This is a genomic window from Bradyrhizobium sp. GW821-FHT13H06, assembly GCF_058803975.1.
The window spans coordinates 25,010-45,318 of sequence record NZ_JBXAPN010000003.1 but is presented as its reverse complement, the minus strand read 5'-3'; the positions used below and the strand labels follow the sequence as shown (position 1 = coordinate 45,318).

The following is a 20,309-nucleotide window of genomic DNA, read 5'->3' as shown; positions in this document are numbered from 1 at the left end:
GCACCTCAGGATGACGGTGCTGGACTGTTGGCTCTAGGTCTAACTACGGCCCGTACAGCACGAGCTCCGTGTCCGTGAGGTCGCCAAGCTGCGGCCGGTGCGGGCCCTTGAAGTATTTGCGGCCGCGCCGCTCGGTGTAGATGCCGACGAGGCCGGCAACCGGACCGTTGGCATCGATGGCCACAGAGACCTTGCCGAGCCGCAGCAGCAACCGGCCGATGCGGCCGGCGCATTCGGCATATTCCTCGGCACTTCGGCAATAGATCAGCTTCATCGCGGGCGGTGCGATAAAACCGCGGCGGATGCGAACCGGTTGCAGGATGAAGGGGAACGTTCCCTTCGGCGTGCGGCAGACGAGGCTGAGGCAATTGTAGCGCGCATGCCGCGTCAGGAGCTCGGTCTCGGTGTCGGAAAGCCCCTCGATCTCCTTGGCGTGCGGCGCGATGACCTCGATCTCGCTCCAGCGCGGAGCGCGCGCCAGCAGAGGGACCGAGAAGAATATGCCGCGGCAATAGGCGCGAAAGCCCTGCGTCTCGATGATCGGCCAGGTCCACGGCGCCGGGCTGATGTTGAAATAAGTGACGTCCTTGTGCCGCTGGGCGATCTTGGTCAGCAGCGGGGCGTAGTTGCGGTAGGCCGGATCGACATACCAGCTCGACAGGTTGCACCGGATGGCGGTCTCTTCGCCATCCTTACGCGCCGTGTAGATCAAGAGCAGCACGCCGACCGGTGTGCCGCCGTCGTCGAGCATGTAGCCGAAGCGCGGATAGCCCTCCGGCACGGGCCGGAAGGCCTGCCGCCGCAGGCCCTCAACCCAGTATTCGCGCGAACGTCCCGCGAAGCCGCGCGTCAGCAAGTCCGCGACCTTGTCGACGTCGGACTCGGTGATCTCGCGGCATCGGACCTTGGTATGGATCACGCTCGTCTAGCCCGTGGAAATGGTCGACCTCTTACCTTAGCGCCAGCCTTCGCCATGAGCCTCGGCCGCGACCTGCGGCTGCAAGCCCAGGATGTCCCGCACCTTCGCCGGCCAGGCGGAAAGGTCGGTGCCGTGGGTGTGGAACATGGCGACGGCCAAGCGGTCCATGCCGAAGGCAACGCAGCCGGTATGGGCCGGCTCGCCATTGGCGTCCTGGATTCCCCAGGTCGTGCCGAAATGCTCGCGGTGATAGTTGAAGCTCATGCAGGCGGTCGGCTGCTCTTCCGAGCGCAGCGGGATAAGGAGCTCGAACTTGAGCTGCTGCTGCTTCTGGCTCACCGCCTTCATCTGGCCGACGCGGCCGAAGAAAGGATCGCTGGCATAGTCGACGCGGAAGGTGAGGCCGAGATCGCGGGCGATCGCCTGCGCGCGCACCATCCAGCGCTCGCGGAAGTCGGCGACGTCCTCGGGGCTGCCGATGCAGACATATTCGCGCATCCGGAACGATTGCAGCCGGTCGAGATGCTTCGACGGCTCGCGGCGGAAGCAATCCGCCGCGACGTCGAAGCGCAGGCCGCCCTTCGGCAATTGGCCACGGCTCGCCGCGATCGGGTAGACCGGATAGCAGGCGGCCGGTGACAGCACGAGATCGGCGGGGGACAGCGAACTCGTCCAGTCGCCGCCGGCATCGAAGCGGCTCACCGCGGCATTGATCTCGCGCTCGGTGCCGTGCAGGCCGCAGACGCAGCCGAGCAGGTTCGGAAAGCTCTTGAGGTAGCCGGATTTTTCCAGCTGGGCGCGGCTCATGACCGGCGGGAAGCGCATCACCTCGGTGCCGGTCTCGCGATGGCTGGTGATCAACGCGGCGAGCTTCTCGACGATCCCCTCATAGAGTGCGGTGCGGGCGTAGACGCCGTCGGCCCCCATGCGGTGGAACAGCTTGTCGGCGAGATGATCGAGCGGATCGATCATCTGCGGGGCGGTGGCGGGCGAGTCGGGGAGGACGGCAATATTCATGGTTCGATGTCCTGCTATCTCAAAATTGTTCTTGTTGATTCAGTCGCCGATGCATTTCAGTCGCGAAGGCTCGTCGGCACCCCGCTCATCAGCGTCGACGTCGCGGCGTTGGCCAGGATGCGGTCGTTGTTGATCATGATCGGCGACGACAGCACGTCGCGCAGGTGGCGACCCATGGTGAACTCGCCGTCGTTGCGGTAGCCGGAAAGACCCGCGGTGCGCATCGCATGCATCACGGTCTCGACCGCAAGCTCGGAGGCCTGCACTTTCAGCAGCGTGATCGAGGACTGGAAGTCGAGCGAGCTCAGCGCACGCTCGTCATGCTCGGCCCGCGCGAAAGCGTCGATGTTGGCCGCGATCAGCGCGCGCAGCTTGGCCAGCGACATCTTGGCTGCGGTGAAGTGCGCCGCGGCCGGGGGCATCTGGCCGCCGGAGGAACGCGCCGCCTTGCGGATGAAGGCCTGCGCGCGGGTCACTGCCGCAGCGGCGATGCCGGCCCAGACCGACGACCAGCACAGATGCGCGAACGGCGTCATGGTCTGGGCGTGGATCTTGTCATAGGCTTCCGGGAACACCCGGTCGGCGGGGCAGTCGACCTTCAGCTCGAACCCGGTCGAGCAGGTGCCGCGCATGCCGAGCGTTTCCCAGCCCAGCGTCCGCTTCAGCGAATAATCGTCCCTGGCGAGCGCCAGCAGCACCTGGTCGGAGGCCGCCGCATCGGTGGCGCGGCGGGCGATGGTGACGAGACCGTCGGCCTCGGCGCCGTAGGAGATCACGGTGGCGTCGCGCACCAGCGAGACGGTGTCGCCGGCATGATCGACCGCAGCGGCGCTGGCGCGGATGTTGCCGCCATTCTGGCCCTCGGTGGTGGAGGAGGCGAGCAGCCACTGGTCGCGGGCGACCCGGCGCATCATGGTCTCCATCCAGGGAATGCCATGGCCGTGCCTGATGATGCAGGCGACCTTGGTCTGGTGCATCGCGTAGATCATCGCGGTGGACGCGCAGGCGCGTCCGAGCGTGTAGCAGATGTCGGTGACATCATGGATCGAAGCGCCGAAGCCACCGAACTCGACCGGAACCATCACGCCGAGCAGCTTCTGCTCACGTGCGACCTCGAACGCCTTGTGCGGGAAACGGGCGTCGCGATCGACTCCGTCTGCGTCGGCCGCTGCAGCGGCGGCGGTCCGGGCGGCGCGCTCGATCAGGGAGGGACCCTGCTCGAGGAAGCTCGTCTGCATCTCGTCGACAGTAAGGACCGCTTCACGCACGTTCATGCTCGTCCGCCTCCGTTTTGCCGTTCGAGATCGCCGGCATCATTCGCGATGCCGCCGGTGATCCTCCGGCCATCTTTGCTTGTGAGACGAGGCTACGGATTTAATTCAAATTCGTCGATGAAATAGAGGGTAAACAAAGCCCAATTCCGGACGAACAGTTAAGGGCCGGTTGTTTGCATCACCGGATTCTCCGGCATCGCGTTAGGACTCTGGAAGAAGCCTGAATTTCGGACAATCTGAGTCATCGTTTACTAAGAAACGCGAAGTATTGGTGACGCCCATTGCAGGACCGGCAAGCCGTGCCCATCGTAGCCGGCAGTCCGGTCCGACCTCGTTAGACAGATGGGAATTTGCCGATGCAGGCCTTCAATACCGACGTGCGCAATCGCATCATCAAGCTGGTGAAGGGCATCCTCGAACAGAATTCACTCACCGCAGACGTCACGTCTTCCGCCAAGCTCGTTGATGTCGGCCTGACGTCGATGGACATGGTCAATCTGATGCTCGGCGTCGAAGCCGAGTTCGATTTCACCATCCCGCAATCCGAGATCACGCCGGAGAATTTCCAGTCCGTCGAGACGCTGGAGCGGATGATCGCGACCCAGCTGCAGCCGGCGACCGCGGCGTAGGTTAGGCGCCACTGCCTTCTTCGCCGTCGTCCCTCCGAACGCAGGGACGACGCTGAGCGCGAGATCTCGTCATCGCTCCTTCACAGTACCTCTGCTCCAACACCCCGTTCCAAAACCGCCGCAAAGCTGGCATAGCTTAACCATGTCACACATGGCGGACAGGTTGGAGCAGGCATGACGCAGGCGGTATTGGGTATCATCGGCGGCTCGGGCATCTATGACCTCCCGGGCCTCGAGGGTGCGCGTGAAGAGGTGATCAAGAGCCCCTGGGGCGAGCCGTCTGCGCCCTTGCGGCGTGGCTCCATCGCCGGCCTGCCCATCGTGTTCCTGCCGCGGCATGACAAGGGCCACCGGCTGTCCCCCTCCGACATCAATTATCGCGCCAATATCGACGTGCTGAAGCGGGCCGGCGTCACCGACCTGATCTCGCTCTCGGCCTGCGGCTCCTTCAGGGAGGAACTGCCGCCCGGGACTTTCGTTCTCGTCGACCAGTTCGTCGACCGTACCTACAAGCGAGAGAGCTCGTTCTTCGGCCGCGGCTGCGTCGCGCATGTGTCGATGGCGCATCCGGTCTCGCCGCGGCTGCGCATCCATCTCGCGGCGGCGGCCGAAGCCGAGGGCATCGCGGTCGCGCGCGGCGGCACTTATGTCTGCATGGAAGGGCCGCAATTCTCCACGTATGCGGAAAGCACGACCTACAAGACATCAGGCTATTCCGTGATCGGCATGACCAACATGCCGGAGGCGAAGCTCGCGCGCGAGGCGGAGATCTGCTACGCCACGGTCGCGATGGTGACTGATTTCGACTGCTGGCATCCCGATCACGATGCCGTCACCGTTCAGGACATCATCCGCGTGCTGACCTCGAATGCCGACAAGGCGAAGGCGCTGGTGGCGCGGCTGGCAAAGGATTTTCCGCGCGAGCACGAGCCGTGCCCGATTGGTTCGGACCGTGCGCTCGACACCGCGCTGATCACGGCGCCGGAGGCGCGCGACCCGGAGCTTCTGAAGAAGCTCGATGCGGTGGCCGGGCGCATCCTGCGGGCGTGATGTGAAAGGCAGAATGCCATGAAGGTCGACGGCAAGCATTTCCGCAGCATCTGGCGCGAGCGTGACGGCTGGTCGGTCGGCGCGATCGACCAGCGCAGGTTGCCGCACGAGTTCGTCATCGCGCGCCTCACCTCCTGCGAGGACGCGGCCGTCGCGATCCGCGACATGCTGGTGCGCGGCGCGCCGCTGATCGGTGCCACCGCGGCCTATGGAATGGCGCACGCGATGCGCGAGGATGCCTCGGATGCGGGCCTGAAACGCGCCTATGACACGCTCGTCGTGGCGCGGCCGACCGCGATCAATCTGAAATGGGCCCTGGACGAGATGCGCGCGACGCTCGCGCCGATCGACCCGCTTGAAAGGGCCGAAGCGGCCTATGCGCGCGCCGACGAGATCGTCGAGCAGGACGTCGAGATCAATCGCGGCATTGCCAGCAACGGTTTGAAGCTGATCGAGGCAATCGCGGCGAGGAAGCCGGGGCAGGCGGTCAACGTGCTGACCCATTGCAACGCCGGCTGGCTCGCCACCGTCGATTGGGGCACGGCGACGGCGCCAATCTATCTCGCGCATGAGCGCGGCCTCAAGATCCATGTCTGGGTCGACGAGACCCGTCCGCGCAACCAGGGCGCCTCGCTGACGGCCTGGGAGCTCGGCCATCACGGCGTGCCGCACACCGTGATCCCGGACAATACCGGCGGACACCTGATGCAGCACGGCATGGTCGATCTCGCCATCGTCGGCACCGACCGCGTCGCCGCCAATGGCGACGTCTGCAACAAGATCGGCACCTATCTGAAGGCGCTTGCTGCGCATGACAATGGCGTGCCGTTCTACGTCGCGCTCCCGTCGCCGACGATCGACTTCGCCGTCCATGACGGCATTCGCGACATCCCGATCGAGCAGCGCAGCGGCACAGAGGTCACCGACATGACCGGCCGTACCGCCGACGGAAGGCTGGAGACGGTTCGTATCGTGCCGGAGAACTCGCCGGTCGCGAACTACGCGTTCGACGTGACGCCGGCGCGGCTCGTCACCGGCCTCATCACCGAACGCGGCGTGCTGAAGGCGGATCGCGACTCGCTGGCGGCGGCGTTTCCCGAGCGCATCGCCGCTGCGGCGGAGTAGGCTCCCGTATGGTGGGCAAAGGCGCGAAGCGCCGTGCCCACCATATGCTGGTGGTGGGCACGCTGCGCTTTGCCCACCCTACGGTTGCGGAATGAGTTGCGCTAGTTGAGCTTCAGCCCAGTCGCCGCTTCCAGCTCGGCGATCGCCTGTGCGCCGTTCGTCACCTTGATGGTGGTCATGCCCATCTCGCGCGCGGGCTTGAGGTTGACGCCGAGATCGTCGAGATAGACGCAGTCCTTCGGATCGACCTTCAGTGTGTCTACCATCAGCGCGTAGATGCGCGGGTCAGGCTTGCGCAGTCCGATCTTGGCGGATTCGATCACGTGATCGAACAGCACCATCACTTCGGCGATGTAGAGGGAGCGTCCCGTCATGCTGCCGATGGCGTTCGCCGGCAAATTGTTGGTGATGCAGCCGGTCTTGAACTGCGCCTTGATGCGCTTCAGAGCCTCGACCATCTCCGGGCGCAGATCGCCCTGCAGCAGCGGCAGCACGTCACGGCCGCGCACTTCCGCGCCAAGCGCGAGCGATTCGGCGGCGAACAATTCGTCGAAGGTGTCGATGTCCACCTCGGCCCGCTCGAACTTGGCCCAGGCGTTCTCCAGATGGTTGGCGGCGTTGGTGCGCCGGATGATGTCGATGGGCAGGCCGCGCTCGGTCTCGAACCGCGTGAACGCCTCGAATGGTGAGCTCGTCAGCACGCCGCCAAAATCAAAGATCACAGCCTCGATCGTCAATGTCCTGCCCTCGTCAATTCCTTTCCAAGAGGGCTAGCATGCGCTATCGGCAAGAGCCAGTCCGAAGCCCCCTCCTTCACCGATGCTGACGCCAAAGCGTGTTCCCATGAAGAAGCTTGCCATGTCCGTCGCAGCAGCGCTGCTGCTCGCCACGCCTGCCCACGCCATCGTCGGCGGCGGCACGCCGCAGGCCGATGGTGTCGCGCGTGCGGTCGTCACCATCGTCGGATCGCGGGGCAATTTCTGCACCGGCAGCCTGATCACCTCGAAGGTGGTGTTGACAGTCGCTCATTGCGTGCAGCCCGGCGCCGACTACAAGATCGTAGAACGCGGCGCGGACGGCCAGCCGCAATTGCTGAACGTCCGCGCCGTCGCGATCCATCCGAATTTCAACATGCAGGCGATGCAGGCGCACCGCGCCACCGCCGACGTGGCGCTGCTGCAGCTGGAAATTCCATTCAAGGGAAAATCCACGGTGACGGTCGGCACGCCGACGATTCCAATTCAGGTCGGCAGCCGCTTCGTCATTGCCGGCATCGGCGTCACCGTGCGCGGTGAAGGCAAGAGCGGCGGCACGACGCGCGTTGCCGGCCTCGTTGCCACAGGGCAGCCCGGCACGCTCCAGATTCGCCTGGTTGATCCCGTAACCAACGGTGTTCGCGACGGAATTGGCGCCTGCACCGGCGATTCCGGCGGCCCCGTGTTCGAGGACAGGCCGAATGGTCCCGTGCTCGTCGGGCTCATCAGCTGGTCGACAGGGCCGAACGGCGCCGCCGGTTGCGGCGGATTGACCGGCGTCACGCCGCTCACGCTCTATCGCGACTGGATCTTGCAGACCGCGCGGAGCTGGGGTGCGGCGCTGTGATTTGACCGCGACTTGATCTATGTCATTTTGTAGCGGAAGCGCGGCGGGCGAAACTGCCCGGCGCGGAGGAAACGCGCCGTCCGGTCAAGGACGGCCACAAAAACAAGCAAGGCATAGAAACAACAATGAATGTCGCTGTTCGCAGTCACGCCACGGCCAAACAGGCTTCTGAACATTTCGACGTGCTGATCGTCGGCGCCGGCATCTCCGGCATCGGTAGCGCCTATCACATCCAGAAGCAGCTTCCGGGCACGAGCTACGTCATCCTGGAGACGCAGGAGACATTCGGCGGCACCTGGAGCACACATCGCTATCCCGGCATTCGTTCCGACAGCGATCTCCATACCTTCGGTTACAGCTTCAAGCCGTGGGTCGGTCCGCCGATTGCGACCGCCGAGGAAATCCTCTCCTATATGAAAGAGGTGATCGACGACAACGATATCGCGCGGCACATCCGCTACAAGCACAAGATCAATTCGGCGAGCTGGTCGAGCGAGCGCAATCTCTGGACCATCGAAGCGGTAACGACCGACACCGGCGAGTCCAGAACATTCACCGCCAACTTCCTCTGGATGTGCCAGGGCTATTATCGCCACTCAGAAGGCTACACGCCGCAATGGAAGGGCATGGACCGCTTCAAGGGCCGCATCGTCCATCCGCAGACATGGCCCGACGACATTGATCTCGCGAACAAGAAGGTCGTCGTGATTGGCTCGGGTGCGACGGCGGCAACGCTGGTGCCGAACATCGCGGACAAATGCGCGCATGTCACCATGCTCCAGCGCTCGCCGACCTATTTCCGCCTTGGCCGCAACGCCATCGAGATCGCGGAAGAGCTGCGCCGGCTTCAGGTTGACGAGACCTGGATCCACGAGATCGTGCGGCGGAAGATCCTGTTCGAACAGGATGCGTTCACAAAACTCTGCGTGTCCAAGCCCGAGCAGGTCAAGAAGGAGCTGATCGGCCAGATCAGCGTCGTCCTGGGTCCCGATTACGACGTCGAGACGCACTTCACGCCGAAATACCGGCCGTGGCGGCAGCGCATCGCCTTCGTGCCGGATGCGGATCTGTTCAAGGGGATCGCCAGCGGCAAGGCCTCCGTCGTGACCGACGAGATCGAATGCTTCGTCGAGAACGGTATCCAGCTCAAATCCGGCAAGCTGCTGGAGGCGGATGTCATCGTCACCGCGACCGGCTTCAATCTTGCAGCGCTCGGCGATATCGAATTCGAGATCGACGGCAGGCCGCTCGCTTTTGGCGACACCGTCACCTATCGCGGCATGATGTTCACGGGCGTGCCCAACATGGTCTGGGTGTTCGGCTACTTCCGCGCCAGCTGGACGCTGCGCGTCGACCTCGTCGCCGATTTCGTCTGCAGGCTGCTCGGACACATGAAGGCAAAGGGCGCCAAGAAGGTCGAGGTCAAGCTGCGTCCCGAAGACCACAACATGCCGATCCTGCCGTGGATCGATCCGGAAAACTTCAACCCCGGCTACATGATGCGCAACATGGACCTCTTGCCCAAGCGCGGCGACAAGCCGGAATGGCAGCACAGCCAGGATTACTGGATCGAGAAGGACGAGATCCCGAAGACGGACCTGGACGACAAGGCTTTTGTCTATGGGTGAAAGCTGTTCGCGTAAGGGGCGGTAGCGACCGCCACACGCTCCACTGTCGTCCCGGGGCGCGAAGCGAACCCGGGACGACGCCGTTTGCTGGGTGAACGGCGTGCCAATTCACCTGCCGAGCGGCTCACGAATTCCGCCTCGTCGCATTCGCCGCGATGGCCGCCGCGGCCGTCCGGTTCTCCACGCCGAGCTTGGCGTAGATCTGCTCGAGATGCTTGTCGACCGTGCGCGGGCTGAGACCCAGAATCTGCGCGATGTCGCGGTTGGTCTTGCCCTTGCTGAGCCAGGCCAGAACCTCTCCCTCGCGGGTGGTGAGGCCGAGCTCGCTGGTGAATTCGGGTGGCAGCGCGGTGCCGGACTCCCTGGAGAGTCGCAGCAGGAATTCGTTCGGCGCGGTCTCACCCATGTAGAAGAGCCGAAGTTGCGGATTGTCGGGCAAGGAAGCGCCCTGCGACTTCGAGCTGCCCTTGGCCTTGGCCTGTTCCAGCCATTGCAGCAGCGCTGGGGGTAGGACGAAATCGTCGGCCTGCGCGCCGTGATGGTCGGACAGCAATTTCTGCGCCTGCGGCGTCGCCCACAGCACGTTGCCCTGGCGGTTGACCGCGAACAAGAACCGGCCGGAGACGTCGAGCGCGGTCCGGGCGCTCTGGGTCAGCCGGGCATTGCCGAGATGGACGCGGATACGCGCCAGCATTTCCTCGATCACGATCGGTTTGGTCACGTAGTCGACGCCGCCAGCTTCAAGCCCGCGCACGATGTGCTCGGTCTCGGCAAGGCCCGTCATGAAGATCACGGGGACGTTGGCGAGACCGGCATCGCGCTTGAGCCGGCGGCATGTCTCGAAGCCGTCGATGCCGGGCATCACGGCATCGAGCAGAATGATGTCGGGCGTGATCTGGTCGATGATGCGCATCGCCGCGGCGCCGTCGAGCGCCACCATGACCGTCATGCCGGCGCCGTCGAGCGCGTCGGTGAGCAGCCGCAGCGTCTCCGGAGAGTCATCGACAACGAGCGCGACGTCGCGCTTCTTCGACTCAATGTTCATACGCGTGCAACGTCTTCAATGTGGCCATGTACTGGTCGAGATCGAAGCGATCGACCAGCGACCGCATCTGCGCGACGAAGTCGGCATGCTCAGGATGTTCGCTGCCGATCTCGTCCAGCTTCAACTGGATACCCTTGACGTAGCCGATCTGGCCGAGCCCGATCAGCGCCTCGATGTGCCGCACCGGCGGCTTTGATCCGGTCTCGGGACGCCAGAACGGCACCGCGATCTCGTCCGAACCGTATTGCCATTCGATCTTGAGCAGGTGGCGGATCGTCTCCAGGAGCCGCGGGATGTCGATCGGCTTCATCAGATAGCCGTCGTGGAAAGGTTGCGCCAGCGGAGCGCCGTGGGCCTCCAACGCGCTTGCCGACACCATGAGGATGCGCGCCTGGTGATGGCCGCTCGCGCGCAAGGCCTCGGCCACGGTCCAGCCGTCCATGGCAGGCATCGAGATGTCGAGCAGGAACAGATCGGGCCGGCAATGCTGTGCCAGCGCGAGGCAGCCAGCGCCGTCCGGCGCGCTGAGCAGGATGAAACCGAGCGGCGTCAGCACCTCGCGCAGGAGATCGCGATGCACGGGGTCATCGTCGGTAACGAGGATGGTCTTGCGCGCGCCGTGATAGCCGGAGACCGGGGCCTCGACCGGCGCGATGCGCCGGGGATTGGTGACCTCCGAGAGCAGGATCTTGACCTTGAACGTTGAGCCGGTGCCGACCGTGCTCGTGACCTTGATATCGCCGCCCATCACGCCGGCGAGCAGGCGGCTGATGGTCAGGCCGAGCCCGGTCCCGGTCTGCGGCTGCGAGACGCCGAGCGCACCGCGCTCGAAGGGTGCGAAGATGCGTTCGAGATCGTCGCCCCGGATGCCGGGGCCGGTGTCGATCACCTCGAACTCGGCAACGGGGCTGCGATAGTGCACCACGAACTGCACACTGCCCGCCTGGGTGAACTTGATGGCGTTCGAGAGCAGGTTGATCAGCACCTGACGCAGACGCTTCTCGTCGGCATAGACCACGCGCGGCAACGACGCCGGCCGCCTGAACATGAAATCGACGCCCCTGGCTGCGGCCTGAAGGCGGAACATGCCGACGAGCTGATCGAGGAATTCGCCGAGGTGCACCTCGTCGCGCGACAGATACAGCCGCCCGGCCTCGATCTTGGAGATGTCCAGGATGCCGTCGATCAGGCCGGACAGGTGGTCGGCGCTGCGGCGGACGACGCGGACCTGGTCGCGCGGCTTCGGGCCCAGCGTCGTATCCTGCTCGAGCAGCTGGGCATAGCCGCTGATCGCGTTCAGCGGCGAGCGCAGCTCATGGCTCAGGCCCACCACGTAGCGGCTCTTGGCCAAATTGGCGGATTCGGCGACCTCCTTGGCACGTTGGAGCTCGGCGTCGGTGCGCTTGTGCGCGTCGATCTCCTGAATCAGCAGCGTGGTCTGCCGCCGCGTCTCGGCCTCGGCGGCGCGGCGGCTCTGCTGTGCCAGCACGAACAGCCAGGCAACCACGCCGATGATGATGCTGAGCGAGAAGAACACCTTCCACAGCACGTCGGACACGAGCTCGTTCTCGCCATGGACGTTCGCCGACGTCTGCAGATAGATCAGTCCCAGCACCAGGGCGACCAGGCCGGCGGAGACCACGAACACGCCGATATAGTGGCCGAGCTGCGAGTTGATCCGGGCGTAGATCGGTTGCGGCATCAGCTTGCCCAGCGTCTCCGAGACCTGCGCCTGAATTCGAGCGTGCGGCTTGCAGAGATCGTGGCAGCGTGCGTCCAGCGAACAGCACAGCGAGCAGATCGGACCGGCGTAAGCGGGGCAGGAGGCCATGTCCTCCGGCTCGAACGCGTGCTCGCAGATACAGCACTGGATCGCCTCGAGGTTCTGCCAGCTCCGCTTCGGCTTGCGTGCGATGTAGTACTTGCCGTTCGTGGCCCAGGCAATCAACGGCGCGGCGAGGAAGGCTACTGCGAGCGCTATGAAGGCCGACAGCGCCTTCGCGGTAGGTCCGAACAGGCCGTAAAAGGCGCTGATGGAGACGATGGTTGCGATCGTCATCGCGCCCACGCCGACCGGATTGACGTCGTAGAGATGCGCGCGCTTGAATTCGATCTGCTGCGGCCGCAATCCAAGCGGCTTGTTGACGACGAGATCGGCGACCAGCGCGCCGACCCAGGCGATCGCGACGTTCGAGTAGAGCGCCAGCGTCTGCTCCAGGGCCTTGTAGACGCCGATCTCCATCAACAGCAGTGCCACGATGACGTTGAAGACCAGCCAGACCACGCGCCCGGGATGGCTGTGGGTCAAACGCGAGAAGAAGTTCGACCAGGCGATCGAGCCGGCATAGGCGTTGGTGACGTTGATCTTGACCTGCGACAGGATCACGAAGGTGCCGGTCAACGCCAGTGCGAGCTCGGGCTGCGAGAGCACGTAGCGGAACGCTTCGAGATACATATGCGCCGGCTCGGCGGCCTCCTCGGGCGGCACGCCGTGGCTGAGCGCGAAGAAGGCGAGAAACGAGCCGGCCAGGAGCTTCAGCGCGCCGAGCACGATCCAGCCCGGTCCTGCGCTCATCAGCGCCATCCACCAGGAAACCCTCGAGGCGCGGCGGTCGCGGGGGAGAAAGCGCAGGAAGTCGACCTGCTCGCCGATCTGCGCCACCAGGGAAAACACCACCGAGGCCGCAACGCCGAACAGCAACAGATCGAAATGTCCGTTGAGATCGCCGTGCTCGCCCGAGAACTTGCGCCATTCCGTAAAGGAGTGCGGGTTGTGCCAGGCGATCGCCGCGAACGGAATGATGTGAAGGATCACCCATAGCGGTTGCGTCCACAATTGGAAGCGGCTGATCAGCGTGATGCCGTAGGCCACCAGCGGGATAATGACGACGGCGCTGATGAGATAGCCGACCGGCCGCGGGATCCCGAAGCACATTTCGAGCGCGGACGCGAGGATCACGGCTTCGATCGCAAAGAAGATGAAGGTGAAGGACGCGTAGATCAGTGAGGTGACCGTCGAGCCGATGTAACCGAAGCCGGCTCCCCGCGTCAGCAGGTCGATGTCGATGCCGCACTTGGCGGCATAATACGCGATGGGCATGCCGCAGCAGAAGATGATGACCGAGACCACGAGGATCGCGGCGGTGGCATTGGTGACGCCGTAATTGAGGGTGATGGTTCCGCCGATCGCCTCCATTGCCAGGAACGAGATCGCGCCTAGGGCAGTGTTGGCGACGCGGGCGGCGGACCAGCGGCGCGCGCTCTTCGCGGTGAAGCGAAGGGCATAGTCTTCCAGCGTCTGGTTGGCGACCCATTGATTGTACTGGCGCCTGACGCGGTCTATTCGCTGCCGCCCTGCCACTTGACCCCACTCCCGATACGGCCCGAGCCCTCGCAAGTTCCGTACCAAAAGCCTACGTCGGCATTTTGCGGTGCAGTATACGCGATCTTGCGTATGCTTTGGCTGCACAAATCCGAGCCATCCTCACGGCACCAATCGCGTGTCTCGAACAAAAGTGGGGTGCTCATGTCAGACGAAGCAAACAAGGGCCTGTTGTCGCCGCTGCGGCGCAAATTATTGATGGGGATGGCGGCCGTGCCGGCCATTACCATGCTGCCGCGGACGTCCTTTGCGCAGGCTCCGGCGACCTCGGCGGTCAACACCACGGGTCTTGCGGTCACCGACACCGAGGTCACGGTCGGCATCCTGCACTCGGCGACCGGCACCATGGCGATCTCCGAGACCGGCTCGATCGAGGCCGAAAAGCTCGCGATTGAGCAGATCAACGCGGCGGGCGGCGTCCTGGGGCGCAAGATCAAGTTCATCCAGGAGGACGGCGCCTCCGATTGGCCGACCTTCGCCGAAAAGGCCAAGAAGCTGCTGGTCAACGACAAGGTCGCGGCCATCATGGGCTGCTGGACCTCGGCCTCGCGCAAGGCGGTGCTGCCGGTCGTCGAGCAGTATAACGGCATGCTCTATTACCCGACCTTCTACGAAGGCCTCGAGCAGTCCAAGAACGTGATCTACACCGGCCAGGAAGCGACCCAGCAGATTCTCGCCGGCCTGAACTGGATCGCCAAGGAGAAGGGCGCGAAGACCTTCTTCTTCATCGGCTCCGACTACATCTGGCCGCGCACCTCGAACAAGATCGCGCGCAAGCACGTCGAGAACGTCCTGAAGGGCAAGGTCGTCGGCGAGGAGTATTATGCGCTCGGCAGCACTCAGTTCAACTCGGTCATCAACAAGATCAAGCTGACCAAGCCCGACGTGATCTTCACCGACGTCGTCGGTGGCTCCAACGTCGCCTTCTACAAGCAGCTCAAGGCCGCCGGCATCGACCTCGCCAAGCAGCCGCTGCTGACGATCTCGGTGACCGAGGACGAAATCGACGGCATCGGTGGCGAGAACATTGCGGGCGCGTACGCCTGCATGAAGTACTTCCAGTCGCTCGACAACCCCAACAACAAGGCCTTCGTGCCCGCCTTCAAGAAGATGTGGGGCGAGAAGACCGTGATCGGAGACGTCACCCAGGCTGCCTATCTCGGACCGTGGCTGTGGAAGCTGACGGTCGAGAAGGCTGGCTCCTTCGACGTCGACAAGATCGCGGCGGCGTCGCCCGGTGTCGAGTTCAAGGGGGCCCCGGAAGGTTACGTCCGCATCCACGAGAACCATCATCTCTGGTCGAAGACCCGGGTCGGTCGCGCCAAGCTCGATGGCCAGTTCGAGCTGATCTACGAGACCGCCGATCTCGTCGAGCCCGATCCGTTCCCGAAGGGTTACCAGTAAGCGGCATCCGTCGCGCTTTCTCCCCGATACCAAGCCGCTCCCTGGCGTGGATCGCAAGTCCATGCCTCAAGCCCCCGCGTCGCGAACCTGCTCGCGACGCGGGACCCCATCTCGACGGAGGACATCGATGTTCGGCGACTATTCGATTGGCGACCTTGGTTCGATCTTCGTCATGCAGGGTTTTGCCGGACTGATCCTGTTCTCCGTCTATGTCCTCATGGCCCTCGGGCTTGCCATCATCTTCGGCCAGATGGGCGTCATCAACATGGCCCATGGCGAGTTCATGATCCTCGGGGCCTACGTCACCTGGATGACCTCAAATCTCTTCCAGGCCTACATGCCGAGCCTGTTCGGCGGCTACTTCTTCCTCGCGATGATCCTGGCCTTCATCGCATCCGGCGCACTGGGCATGCTGGTGGAGTGGGTGCTGATACGGCACCTCTACAAGCGCCCGCTCGACACGCTGCTCGCCACCTGGGGTCTCAGCCTGATGCTTCAGCAGGCTTATCGCTCCGTGTTCGGCGCGCGTGAGGTCGGCGTCGAGCTGCCGCAGTGGATGCTCGGCTCGCTGCACGTGACCGAGAGCATTGAAGTGCCGATCAACGGCGTCTTCGTGATGGGCCTCACCGTGCTGATCACCGTCTCCGTCGCCTATGTTCTCTACCTGTCGCGCTGGGGTCGCCAGGTCCGCGCGGTGGTGCAGAACCGCATCATGGCCGGCGCGGTCGGCATCAACACCGAGAAGGTCGATCGCTATACGTTCGGACTCGGCTGCGGCATTGCGGGTGTCGCCGGCAGCGCCTTCACCATGATCGGCTCCACCGGGCCGACCTCCGGTCAGCTCTATATCGTCGACACGTTCCTGGTCGTCGTGTTCGGCGGCGCCGCGAGCCTGCTCGGCACCATCGCCTCGGCCTTCTCGATCTCGCAGACGCAATCGACCCTCGAGTTCTTCATGTCGGGCTCGATGGCCAAGGTGCTCACGCTGCTCGCTGTCGTCGGCATCCTGATGCTGCGGCCGCAGGGTCTCTTCGCCCTCAAAGTCCGCAAATAACGAGAAGCAGGCAAGTCATGATCATCAACTCACGCTTCTTCAATCGCTCCGAACTCACGGGCTTCATCGTCCTGGCCGCCGTGTTGTTCGTGATCCTGCCGCTGTCGCTGGACGTGTTCCGCCTCAACCTCGTCGCGAAATACCTGACCTACGCCTTCGTCGCGCTCGGCCTCGTGCTGTGCTGGGGCTATGGTGGAATTCTCAGCCTGGGGCAGGGCGTGTTCTTCGGCCTCGGCGGCTACTGCATGGCGATGTTCCTCAAGCTCGAGGCTTCGAGCGTCGAGAACACCAAGATCCAGTCGACGCCCGGCATTCCCGACTTCATGGACTGGAATCAGATCACGTCGCTGCCGTTGTTCTGGCAACCGTTTCACAGCCTGACCTTCACCATCCTTGCCATCATTCTGGTTCCCGGTCTCTTCGCCCTGATCATCGGCACTGCGATGTTCAAGCGTCGCGTCGGCGGCACCTACTTCGCGATCATCACCCAGGCGGTCGCCGCCATCCTGACCATCTTGATCGTCGGGCAGCAGGGCTACACCGGCGGCATCAACGGCATGACCGACCTCCGCACGCTCAAGGGGTGGGACATCCGGCCCGACCACGCCAAGGTCATCCTGTACTTCGTCGAGGTGGTGCTGTTGTTCGCCTGCATCGGCATCGCGCAGTTCATCCGCTTGACCAAGCTCGGCCGCATCCTGGTGGCGATGCGCGAGCAGGAGGACCGCGTCCGCTTCTCCGGCTACAGCGTCGCCAATTTCAAGATCTTCGCCTTCTGCATGGCCGCGATCTTCGCCGCGATCGGCGGCGCCATGTTCGCGCTCAACGTCGGTTTCATGTCGCCGTCCTTTGTCGGCATCGTGCCGTCGATCGAGATGGTGATCTACACCGCCGTCGGCGGACGGACGTCGATCTTCGGCGCGGTTTGGGGAGCCATCCTGGTGAACTTCGCCAAGACCAGCCTGTCGGAATCCTTCCCGCAGCTCTGGCTGTTCGGCCTCGGCGCGCTGTTCATCGCGGTCGTGCTTGCCTTCCCGAACGGCCTGTCCGGGCTCTGGGCCGACTACGTGCAGCCGCGCATCGACCGGCTGTTCGCCTCGCGCAAGACGAAGGCGGGCTGGAACGACAATTCGGTCGCCGACGGCGCACCGGCAGAGTGAGGAGGTAATCATGCTCGTCGGTCATCACGATGCCGATGCCACTCTGGCAGTGAGGAGGTAATCATGCTCGTCGGTCATCAGCCGAAGGAATTCCTGCTCGCGGTCTCCGGACTGACCGTCTCGTTCGATGGGTTCAAGGCAGTCAACGATCTCTCCTTCTATGTCGAGGAGAACGAGATCCGCGTCATCATCGGTCCCAACGGCGCGGGCAAGACCACGGTGCTCGACCTGATCTGCGGCAAGACCAAGGCGACCTCGGGCTCGATTCAGTTTCGTGGCAAGGAGCTCACGAAGATGAAGGAGAACGAGATCGTGCAGACCGGCGTCGGGCGCAAGTTCCAGACGCCGTCGGTCTTCGAGGACCTCACGGTCTTCGAGAACCTCGAGATCTCGTTTCCGCGCGGTCGCACCGTGTTCGGCTCGCTGACCTTTCAGCGCGACCAGCCGGTGAAGGACCGGGTGGAGGAGGTCGCGGAGATGATCTTTCTCAAGGACAAGCTCAACACCTATGCCGACGAGCTAAGCCACGGCCAGAAGCAGTGGCTTGAGATCGGCATGCTGCTGATCCAGGACCCGGACCTGTTGATGTTGGACGAGCCCGTCGCCGGCATGAGCGTGTCGGAGCGCGCCAAGACCGCCGAGCTGCTCAACCGCATCATCCAGAACCGTTCCGTGCTGGTGATCGAGCACGACATGAAGTTCGTCGAGGACATCGCGCACAAGGTCACCGTGCTGCACCAGGGCCAGATCCTCTCGGAAGGCACCATGGAGAAGGTGAAGAACGATCCCAAGGTCATCGAAGTCTATCTGGGTCACTGAGACATGACGAAGGTGAGTGAAACAGTTGCGGCTCGGGCGGTGCACCTCTCCCCTTGTGGGAGAGGTCGGATCGCATCGCCAGATGCGATCCGGGTGAGGGGTGTCTCTCCGCGTCTCAAACTGCCTAGTGCATCCGCGGATGCAAACCCCTCATCCGTCGCGGACTGCGTCCGCGCCACCTTCTCCCCCAAGGGGAGAAGGAAGGCGTTCGTGCCTCACCATTCACTCTGAACCAGGAACACGCTGATGCTGGCAATCTCCGATCTCCACGTCGCCTATGGGCAGAGCGAGGTGCTGCACGGCCTCAACGTCAAGGTAGCGCCCAACGAGATCGTTGCGATCATGGGTCGCAACGGCATGGGCAAGACCACGCTGATGAAGTCGCTGATGGGAATCCTGCCGGCCAAAAGCGGCTCGGTGTCCATGGACGGCACCGAGCTCGGCAGCCTCAAGAGCTACGAGCGCGTCGCCAAGGGCCTCGCCTATGTGCCGCAGGGCCGCATGATCTTCTCGACCATGACGGTGGAGGAGAACATCGAGACCGGGCTCGTCGTCTCCGGCGGCTCCGAGGTGCCCGGCGACATCTACGAATTGTTTCCGGTCCTGCTCGAGATGAAGGGCCGCCGCGGCGGCAATCTCTCCGGTGGACAGCAGCAGCAGCTCGCGATCGCGCGCGCGCTCGCGACCAAGCCGAAAGTGCTGCTGCTGGACGAGCCGACCGAAGGGATCCAGCCGTCGATCATCAAGGAGATGGCGCGAACCCTGAAGCGCATCCGCGACGAGAAAGGCCTCTCGATCGTCGTATCCGAGCAGGTCCTGAGCTTTGCGCTCGACATCGCCGACCGCGTCCTGGTGATCGAGAACGGCGAGATCGTCCGTGACGATCGGCGCGATGCCGTCGATGCCGCGCAGGTCTCGAAATATCTGTCCGTCTAACCAACCGTAGTAAAGGGGAGCATCTCGATGCCAGAGACACTGATCAAGGTCGATCTCACCAAGTCGGCCTATGATAATGACATGGTGCACAACCGCTGGCACCCCGATATCCCGATCGTGGCCTGGGTCAATCCCGGCGATGACTTCATCATCGAGACCTATGACTGGACCGGCGGCTTCATCAAGAACAACGATTCCGCCGACGACGTGCGCGACATCGATCTGTCGATCGTGCACTTCCTGTCCGGCCCGATCGGCGTCAAGGGCGCCGAGCCCGGCGATCTCCTCGTCGTCGATCTGCTGGACGTGGGGCCGCTCAAGGAGAGCCTGTGGGGCTTCAACGGCTTTTTCTCCAAGCAGAATGGCGGCGGCTTCCTCACCGATCACTTCCCGCTGGCGCAGAAGTCGATCTGGGACATCAAGGGCCTCTACACCTCGTCCCGCCACGTGCCCGGCGTCAACTTCGCCGGCCTGATCCATCCCGGCCTGATCGGCTGTCTGCCTGATCCGAAGATGCTGGAGATGTGGAACAAGCGCGAGGCCGAGCTGATCTCGACCAATCCGACCCGCGTGCCCGGCCTTGCCAATCCGCCCTTCGCACCGACCGCCCATGGCGGCCGCGCCAAGGGCGATGTGAAAGCCAAGATCGGCGCGGAGGGCGCGCGCACCGTGCCGCCGCGCGAGCATGGCGGCAATTGCGACATCAAGGATCTTTCGCGTGGCTCGAAGATCTACTTCCCGGTCTACGTGCCCGGTGCGGGTCTCTCGATGGGCGACCTGCATTTCAGCCAGGGCGACGGCGAGATCACCTTCTGCGGTGCCATCGAGATGGCCGGCTGGCTGCACCTGAAGGTCGAGGTGATCAAGGACGGCATGTCGAAGTACGGCATCAAGAACCCGATCTTCAAGCCGTCGCCGATCACGCCGAACTACAAGGACTATCTGATCTTCGAAGGCATCTCGGTGGATGAAGCCGGCAAGCAGCACTATCTCGACGTCCACATCGCCTACCGCCAGGCCTGCCTCAACGCCATCGAGTATCTGAAGAAGTTCGGCTATTCCGGCGCCCAGGCCTATTCGATCCTCGGTACTGCACCGTGCCAGGGCCATATCTCCGGCGTGGTCGACGTGCCCAACGCCTGCGCCACGCTGTGGCTGCCGACCGAGATCTTCGACTTCGACGTGATGCCATCGGCGGCCGGTCCCATCAAGCACATCACCGGCGATATCCAGATGCCGATCTCGCCTGACAAGTGACGCTTGCG

Annotated in this window: 17 protein-coding genes; 11 read left to right on the top strand and 6 right to left on the bottom strand. The window is 63.7% G+C overall.

What is annotated here, in order from left to right; translation table 11 throughout:
* Positions 1 to 43 precede the first annotated feature (43 nt).
* Genes AC1RQP_RS12640 through AC1RQP_RS12630 form a run of 3 tightly spaced genes read right to left on the bottom strand, consistent with a single transcriptional unit; the run spans position 44 to position 3,210 of the window.
* Positions 44 to 919 (bottom strand): acyl-CoA acyltransferase, encoded by an 876-nt coding sequence (locus AC1RQP_RS12640; protein WP_492937202.1) that lies wholly within the window; start codon positions 917 to 919, stop codon positions 44 to 46.
* A gap of 36 nt (positions 920 to 955) precedes the next feature.
* On the bottom strand, positions 956 to 1,936 hold the full coding sequence (locus tag AC1RQP_RS12635; RefSeq protein ID WP_239628179.1) for an amino acid--[acyl-carrier-protein] ligase: 981 nt from the start codon (positions 1,934 to 1,936) through the stop codon (positions 956 to 958).
* 56 nt (positions 1,937 to 1,992) lie between these two features.
* Positions 1,993 to 3,210, bottom strand: a complete 1,218-nt coding sequence (locus tag AC1RQP_RS12630; protein WP_492937201.1) for an acyl-CoA dehydrogenase family protein — start codon at positions 3,208 to 3,210, stop codon at positions 1,993 to 1,995.
* A 356-nt stretch (positions 3,211 to 3,566) separates the two neighbouring features.
* Between AC1RQP_RS12630 and AC1RQP_RS12625 the strand changes: the two genes are divergently transcribed.
* From AC1RQP_RS12625 to mtnA, 3 genes are all read left to right on the top strand, one after another.
* Positions 3,567 to 3,839 (top strand): phosphopantetheine-binding protein, encoded by a 273-nt coding sequence (locus tag AC1RQP_RS12625; protein WP_028180428.1) that lies wholly within the window; start codon positions 3,567 to 3,569, stop codon positions 3,837 to 3,839.
* Positions 3,840 to 4,013: 174 nt separating this feature from the next.
* Positions 4,014 to 4,889, top strand: coding sequence for an S-methyl-5'-thioadenosine phosphorylase (locus AC1RQP_RS12620; RefSeq protein WP_239628176.1), 876 nt, complete (start codon positions 4,014 to 4,016; stop codon positions 4,887 to 4,889).
* Between the two features lie 18 nt (positions 4,890 to 4,907).
* Positions 4,908 to 6,014, top strand: coding sequence for an S-methyl-5-thioribose-1-phosphate isomerase (gene mtnA / locus AC1RQP_RS12615; protein WP_492937200.1), 1,107 nt, complete (start codon positions 4,908 to 4,910; stop codon positions 6,012 to 6,014).
* A 101-nt stretch (positions 6,015 to 6,115) separates the two neighbouring features.
* On the opposite strand, the gene AC1RQP_RS12610 is transcribed toward mtnA, so the two are convergent.
* Positions 6,116 to 6,751 (bottom strand): HAD-IA family hydrolase, encoded by a 636-nt coding sequence (locus AC1RQP_RS12610; protein WP_492937199.1) that lies wholly within the window; start codon positions 6,749 to 6,751, stop codon positions 6,116 to 6,118.
* Between the two features lie 106 nt (positions 6,752 to 6,857).
* Between AC1RQP_RS12610 and AC1RQP_RS12605 the strand changes: the two genes are divergently transcribed.
* Positions 6,858 to 7,616 (top strand): S1 family peptidase, encoded by a 759-nt coding sequence (locus AC1RQP_RS12605; protein WP_492937198.1) that lies wholly within the window; start codon positions 6,858 to 6,860, stop codon positions 7,614 to 7,616.
* Positions 7,617 to 7,741: 125 nt separating this feature from the next.
* A complete protein-coding gene (locus tag AC1RQP_RS12600; protein ID WP_492937197.1) occupies positions 7,742 to 9,244 on the top strand; it encodes a flavin-containing monooxygenase in 1,503 nt (500 codons plus the stop codon).
* Positions 9,245 to 9,368: 124 nt separating this feature from the next.
* Here AC1RQP_RS12600 and AC1RQP_RS12595 read toward each other — a convergent pair whose 3' ends face one another.
* Entirely contained in the window at positions 9,369 to 10,289 is a 921-nt protein-coding gene (locus AC1RQP_RS12595) for a response regulator (RefSeq protein ID WP_035672991.1), read from the bottom strand.
* Positions 10,279 to 13,650 (bottom strand): hybrid sensor histidine kinase/response regulator, encoded by a 3,372-nt coding sequence (locus tag AC1RQP_RS12590; protein WP_492937196.1) that lies wholly within the window; start codon positions 13,648 to 13,650, stop codon positions 10,279 to 10,281. Before AC1RQP_RS12590 ends, AC1RQP_RS12595 begins: the two co-directional genes overlap by 11 nt.
* Positions 13,651 to 13,815: 165 nt before the next feature.
* Here AC1RQP_RS12590 and urtA point away from each other — a divergent pair, with 165 nt between their 5' ends.
* The 6 genes from urtA to fmdA all read left to right on the top strand — a co-directional run bounded on the left by urtA (position 13,816) and on the right by fmdA (position 20,301).
* On the top strand, positions 13,816 to 15,075 hold the full coding sequence (gene urtA, locus AC1RQP_RS12585; protein ID WP_492937195.1) for an urea ABC transporter substrate-binding protein: 1,260 nt from the start codon (positions 13,816 to 13,818) through the stop codon (positions 15,073 to 15,075).
* Positions 15,076 to 15,202: 127 nt separating this feature from the next.
* A complete protein-coding gene (gene urtB, locus AC1RQP_RS12580) occupies positions 15,203 to 16,129 on the top strand; it encodes an urea ABC transporter permease subunit UrtB (RefSeq protein ID WP_239628165.1) in 927 nt (308 codons plus the stop codon).
* A 17-nt stretch (positions 16,130 to 16,146) separates the two neighbouring features.
* Positions 16,147 to 17,289: an urea ABC transporter permease subunit UrtC gene (gene urtC, locus AC1RQP_RS12575; protein WP_492937194.1), complete on the top strand. Its 1,143-nt coding sequence runs from the start codon at positions 16,147 to 16,149 to the stop codon at positions 17,287 to 17,289.
* A gap of 63 nt (positions 17,290 to 17,352) precedes the next feature.
* The gene (gene urtD / locus AC1RQP_RS12570; RefSeq protein WP_492937193.1) at positions 17,353 to 18,108 is read left to right on the top strand and encodes an urea ABC transporter ATP-binding protein UrtD; all 756 of its coding nucleotides are present in this window, start codon (positions 17,353 to 17,355) and stop codon (positions 18,106 to 18,108) included.
* 246 nt (positions 18,109 to 18,354) lie between these two features.
* Positions 18,355 to 19,044 carry an urea ABC transporter ATP-binding subunit UrtE gene (gene urtE, locus AC1RQP_RS12565; protein WP_239628160.1) on the top strand — a complete coding sequence of 230 codons (690 nt, stop codon included), beginning with the start codon at positions 18,355 to 18,357 and terminating at the stop codon, positions 19,042 to 19,044.
* 27 nt (positions 19,045 to 19,071) lie between these two features.
* Positions 19,072 to 20,301, top strand: a complete 1,230-nt coding sequence (gene fmdA, locus AC1RQP_RS12560; RefSeq protein WP_492937192.1) for a formamidase — start codon at positions 19,072 to 19,074, stop codon at positions 20,299 to 20,301.
* Positions 20,302 to 20,309 lie beyond the last annotated feature (8 nt).

Coding starts and splice junctions, on each gene's coding strand:
- AC1RQP_RS12635 (WP_239628179.1), bottom strand. CDS start 1,936: ATGAATATTGCCGTCCTCCCCGACTCGCCCGCCACCGCCCCGCAGATG.
- AC1RQP_RS12630 (WP_492937201.1), bottom strand. CDS start 3,210: ATGAACGTGCGTGAAGCGGTCCTTACTGTCGACGAGATGCAGACGAGC.
- AC1RQP_RS12625 (WP_028180428.1), top strand. CDS start 3,567: ATGCAGGCCTTCAATACCGACGTGCGCAATCGCATCATCAAGCTGGTG.
- AC1RQP_RS12620 (WP_239628176.1), top strand. CDS start 4,014: ATGACGCAGGCGGTATTGGGTATCATCGGCGGCTCGGGCATCTATGAC.
- mtnA (WP_492937200.1), top strand. CDS start 4,908: ATGAAGGTCGACGGCAAGCATTTCCGCAGCATCTGGCGCGAGCGTGAC.
- AC1RQP_RS12605 (WP_492937198.1), top strand. CDS start 6,858: ATGAAGAAGCTTGCCATGTCCGTCGCAGCAGCGCTGCTGCTCGCCACG.
- AC1RQP_RS12600 (WP_492937197.1), top strand. CDS start 7,742: ATGAATGTCGCTGTTCGCAGTCACGCCACGGCCAAACAGGCTTCTGAA.
- AC1RQP_RS12595 (WP_035672991.1), bottom strand. CDS start 10,289: ATGAACATTGAGTCGAAGAAGCGCGACGTCGCGCTCGTTGTCGATGAC.
- urtA (WP_492937195.1), top strand. CDS start 13,816: ATGTCAGACGAAGCAAACAAGGGCCTGTTGTCGCCGCTGCGGCGCAAA.
- urtB (WP_239628165.1), top strand. CDS start 15,203: ATGTTCGGCGACTATTCGATTGGCGACCTTGGTTCGATCTTCGTCATG.
- urtC (WP_492937194.1), top strand. CDS start 16,147: ATGATCATCAACTCACGCTTCTTCAATCGCTCCGAACTCACGGGCTTC.
- urtD (WP_492937193.1), top strand. CDS start 17,353: ATGCTCGTCGGTCATCAGCCGAAGGAATTCCTGCTCGCGGTCTCCGGA.
- urtE (WP_239628160.1), top strand. CDS start 18,355: ATGCTGGCAATCTCCGATCTCCACGTCGCCTATGGGCAGAGCGAGGTG.
- fmdA (WP_492937192.1), top strand. CDS start 19,072: ATGCCAGAGACACTGATCAAGGTCGATCTCACCAAGTCGGCCTATGAT.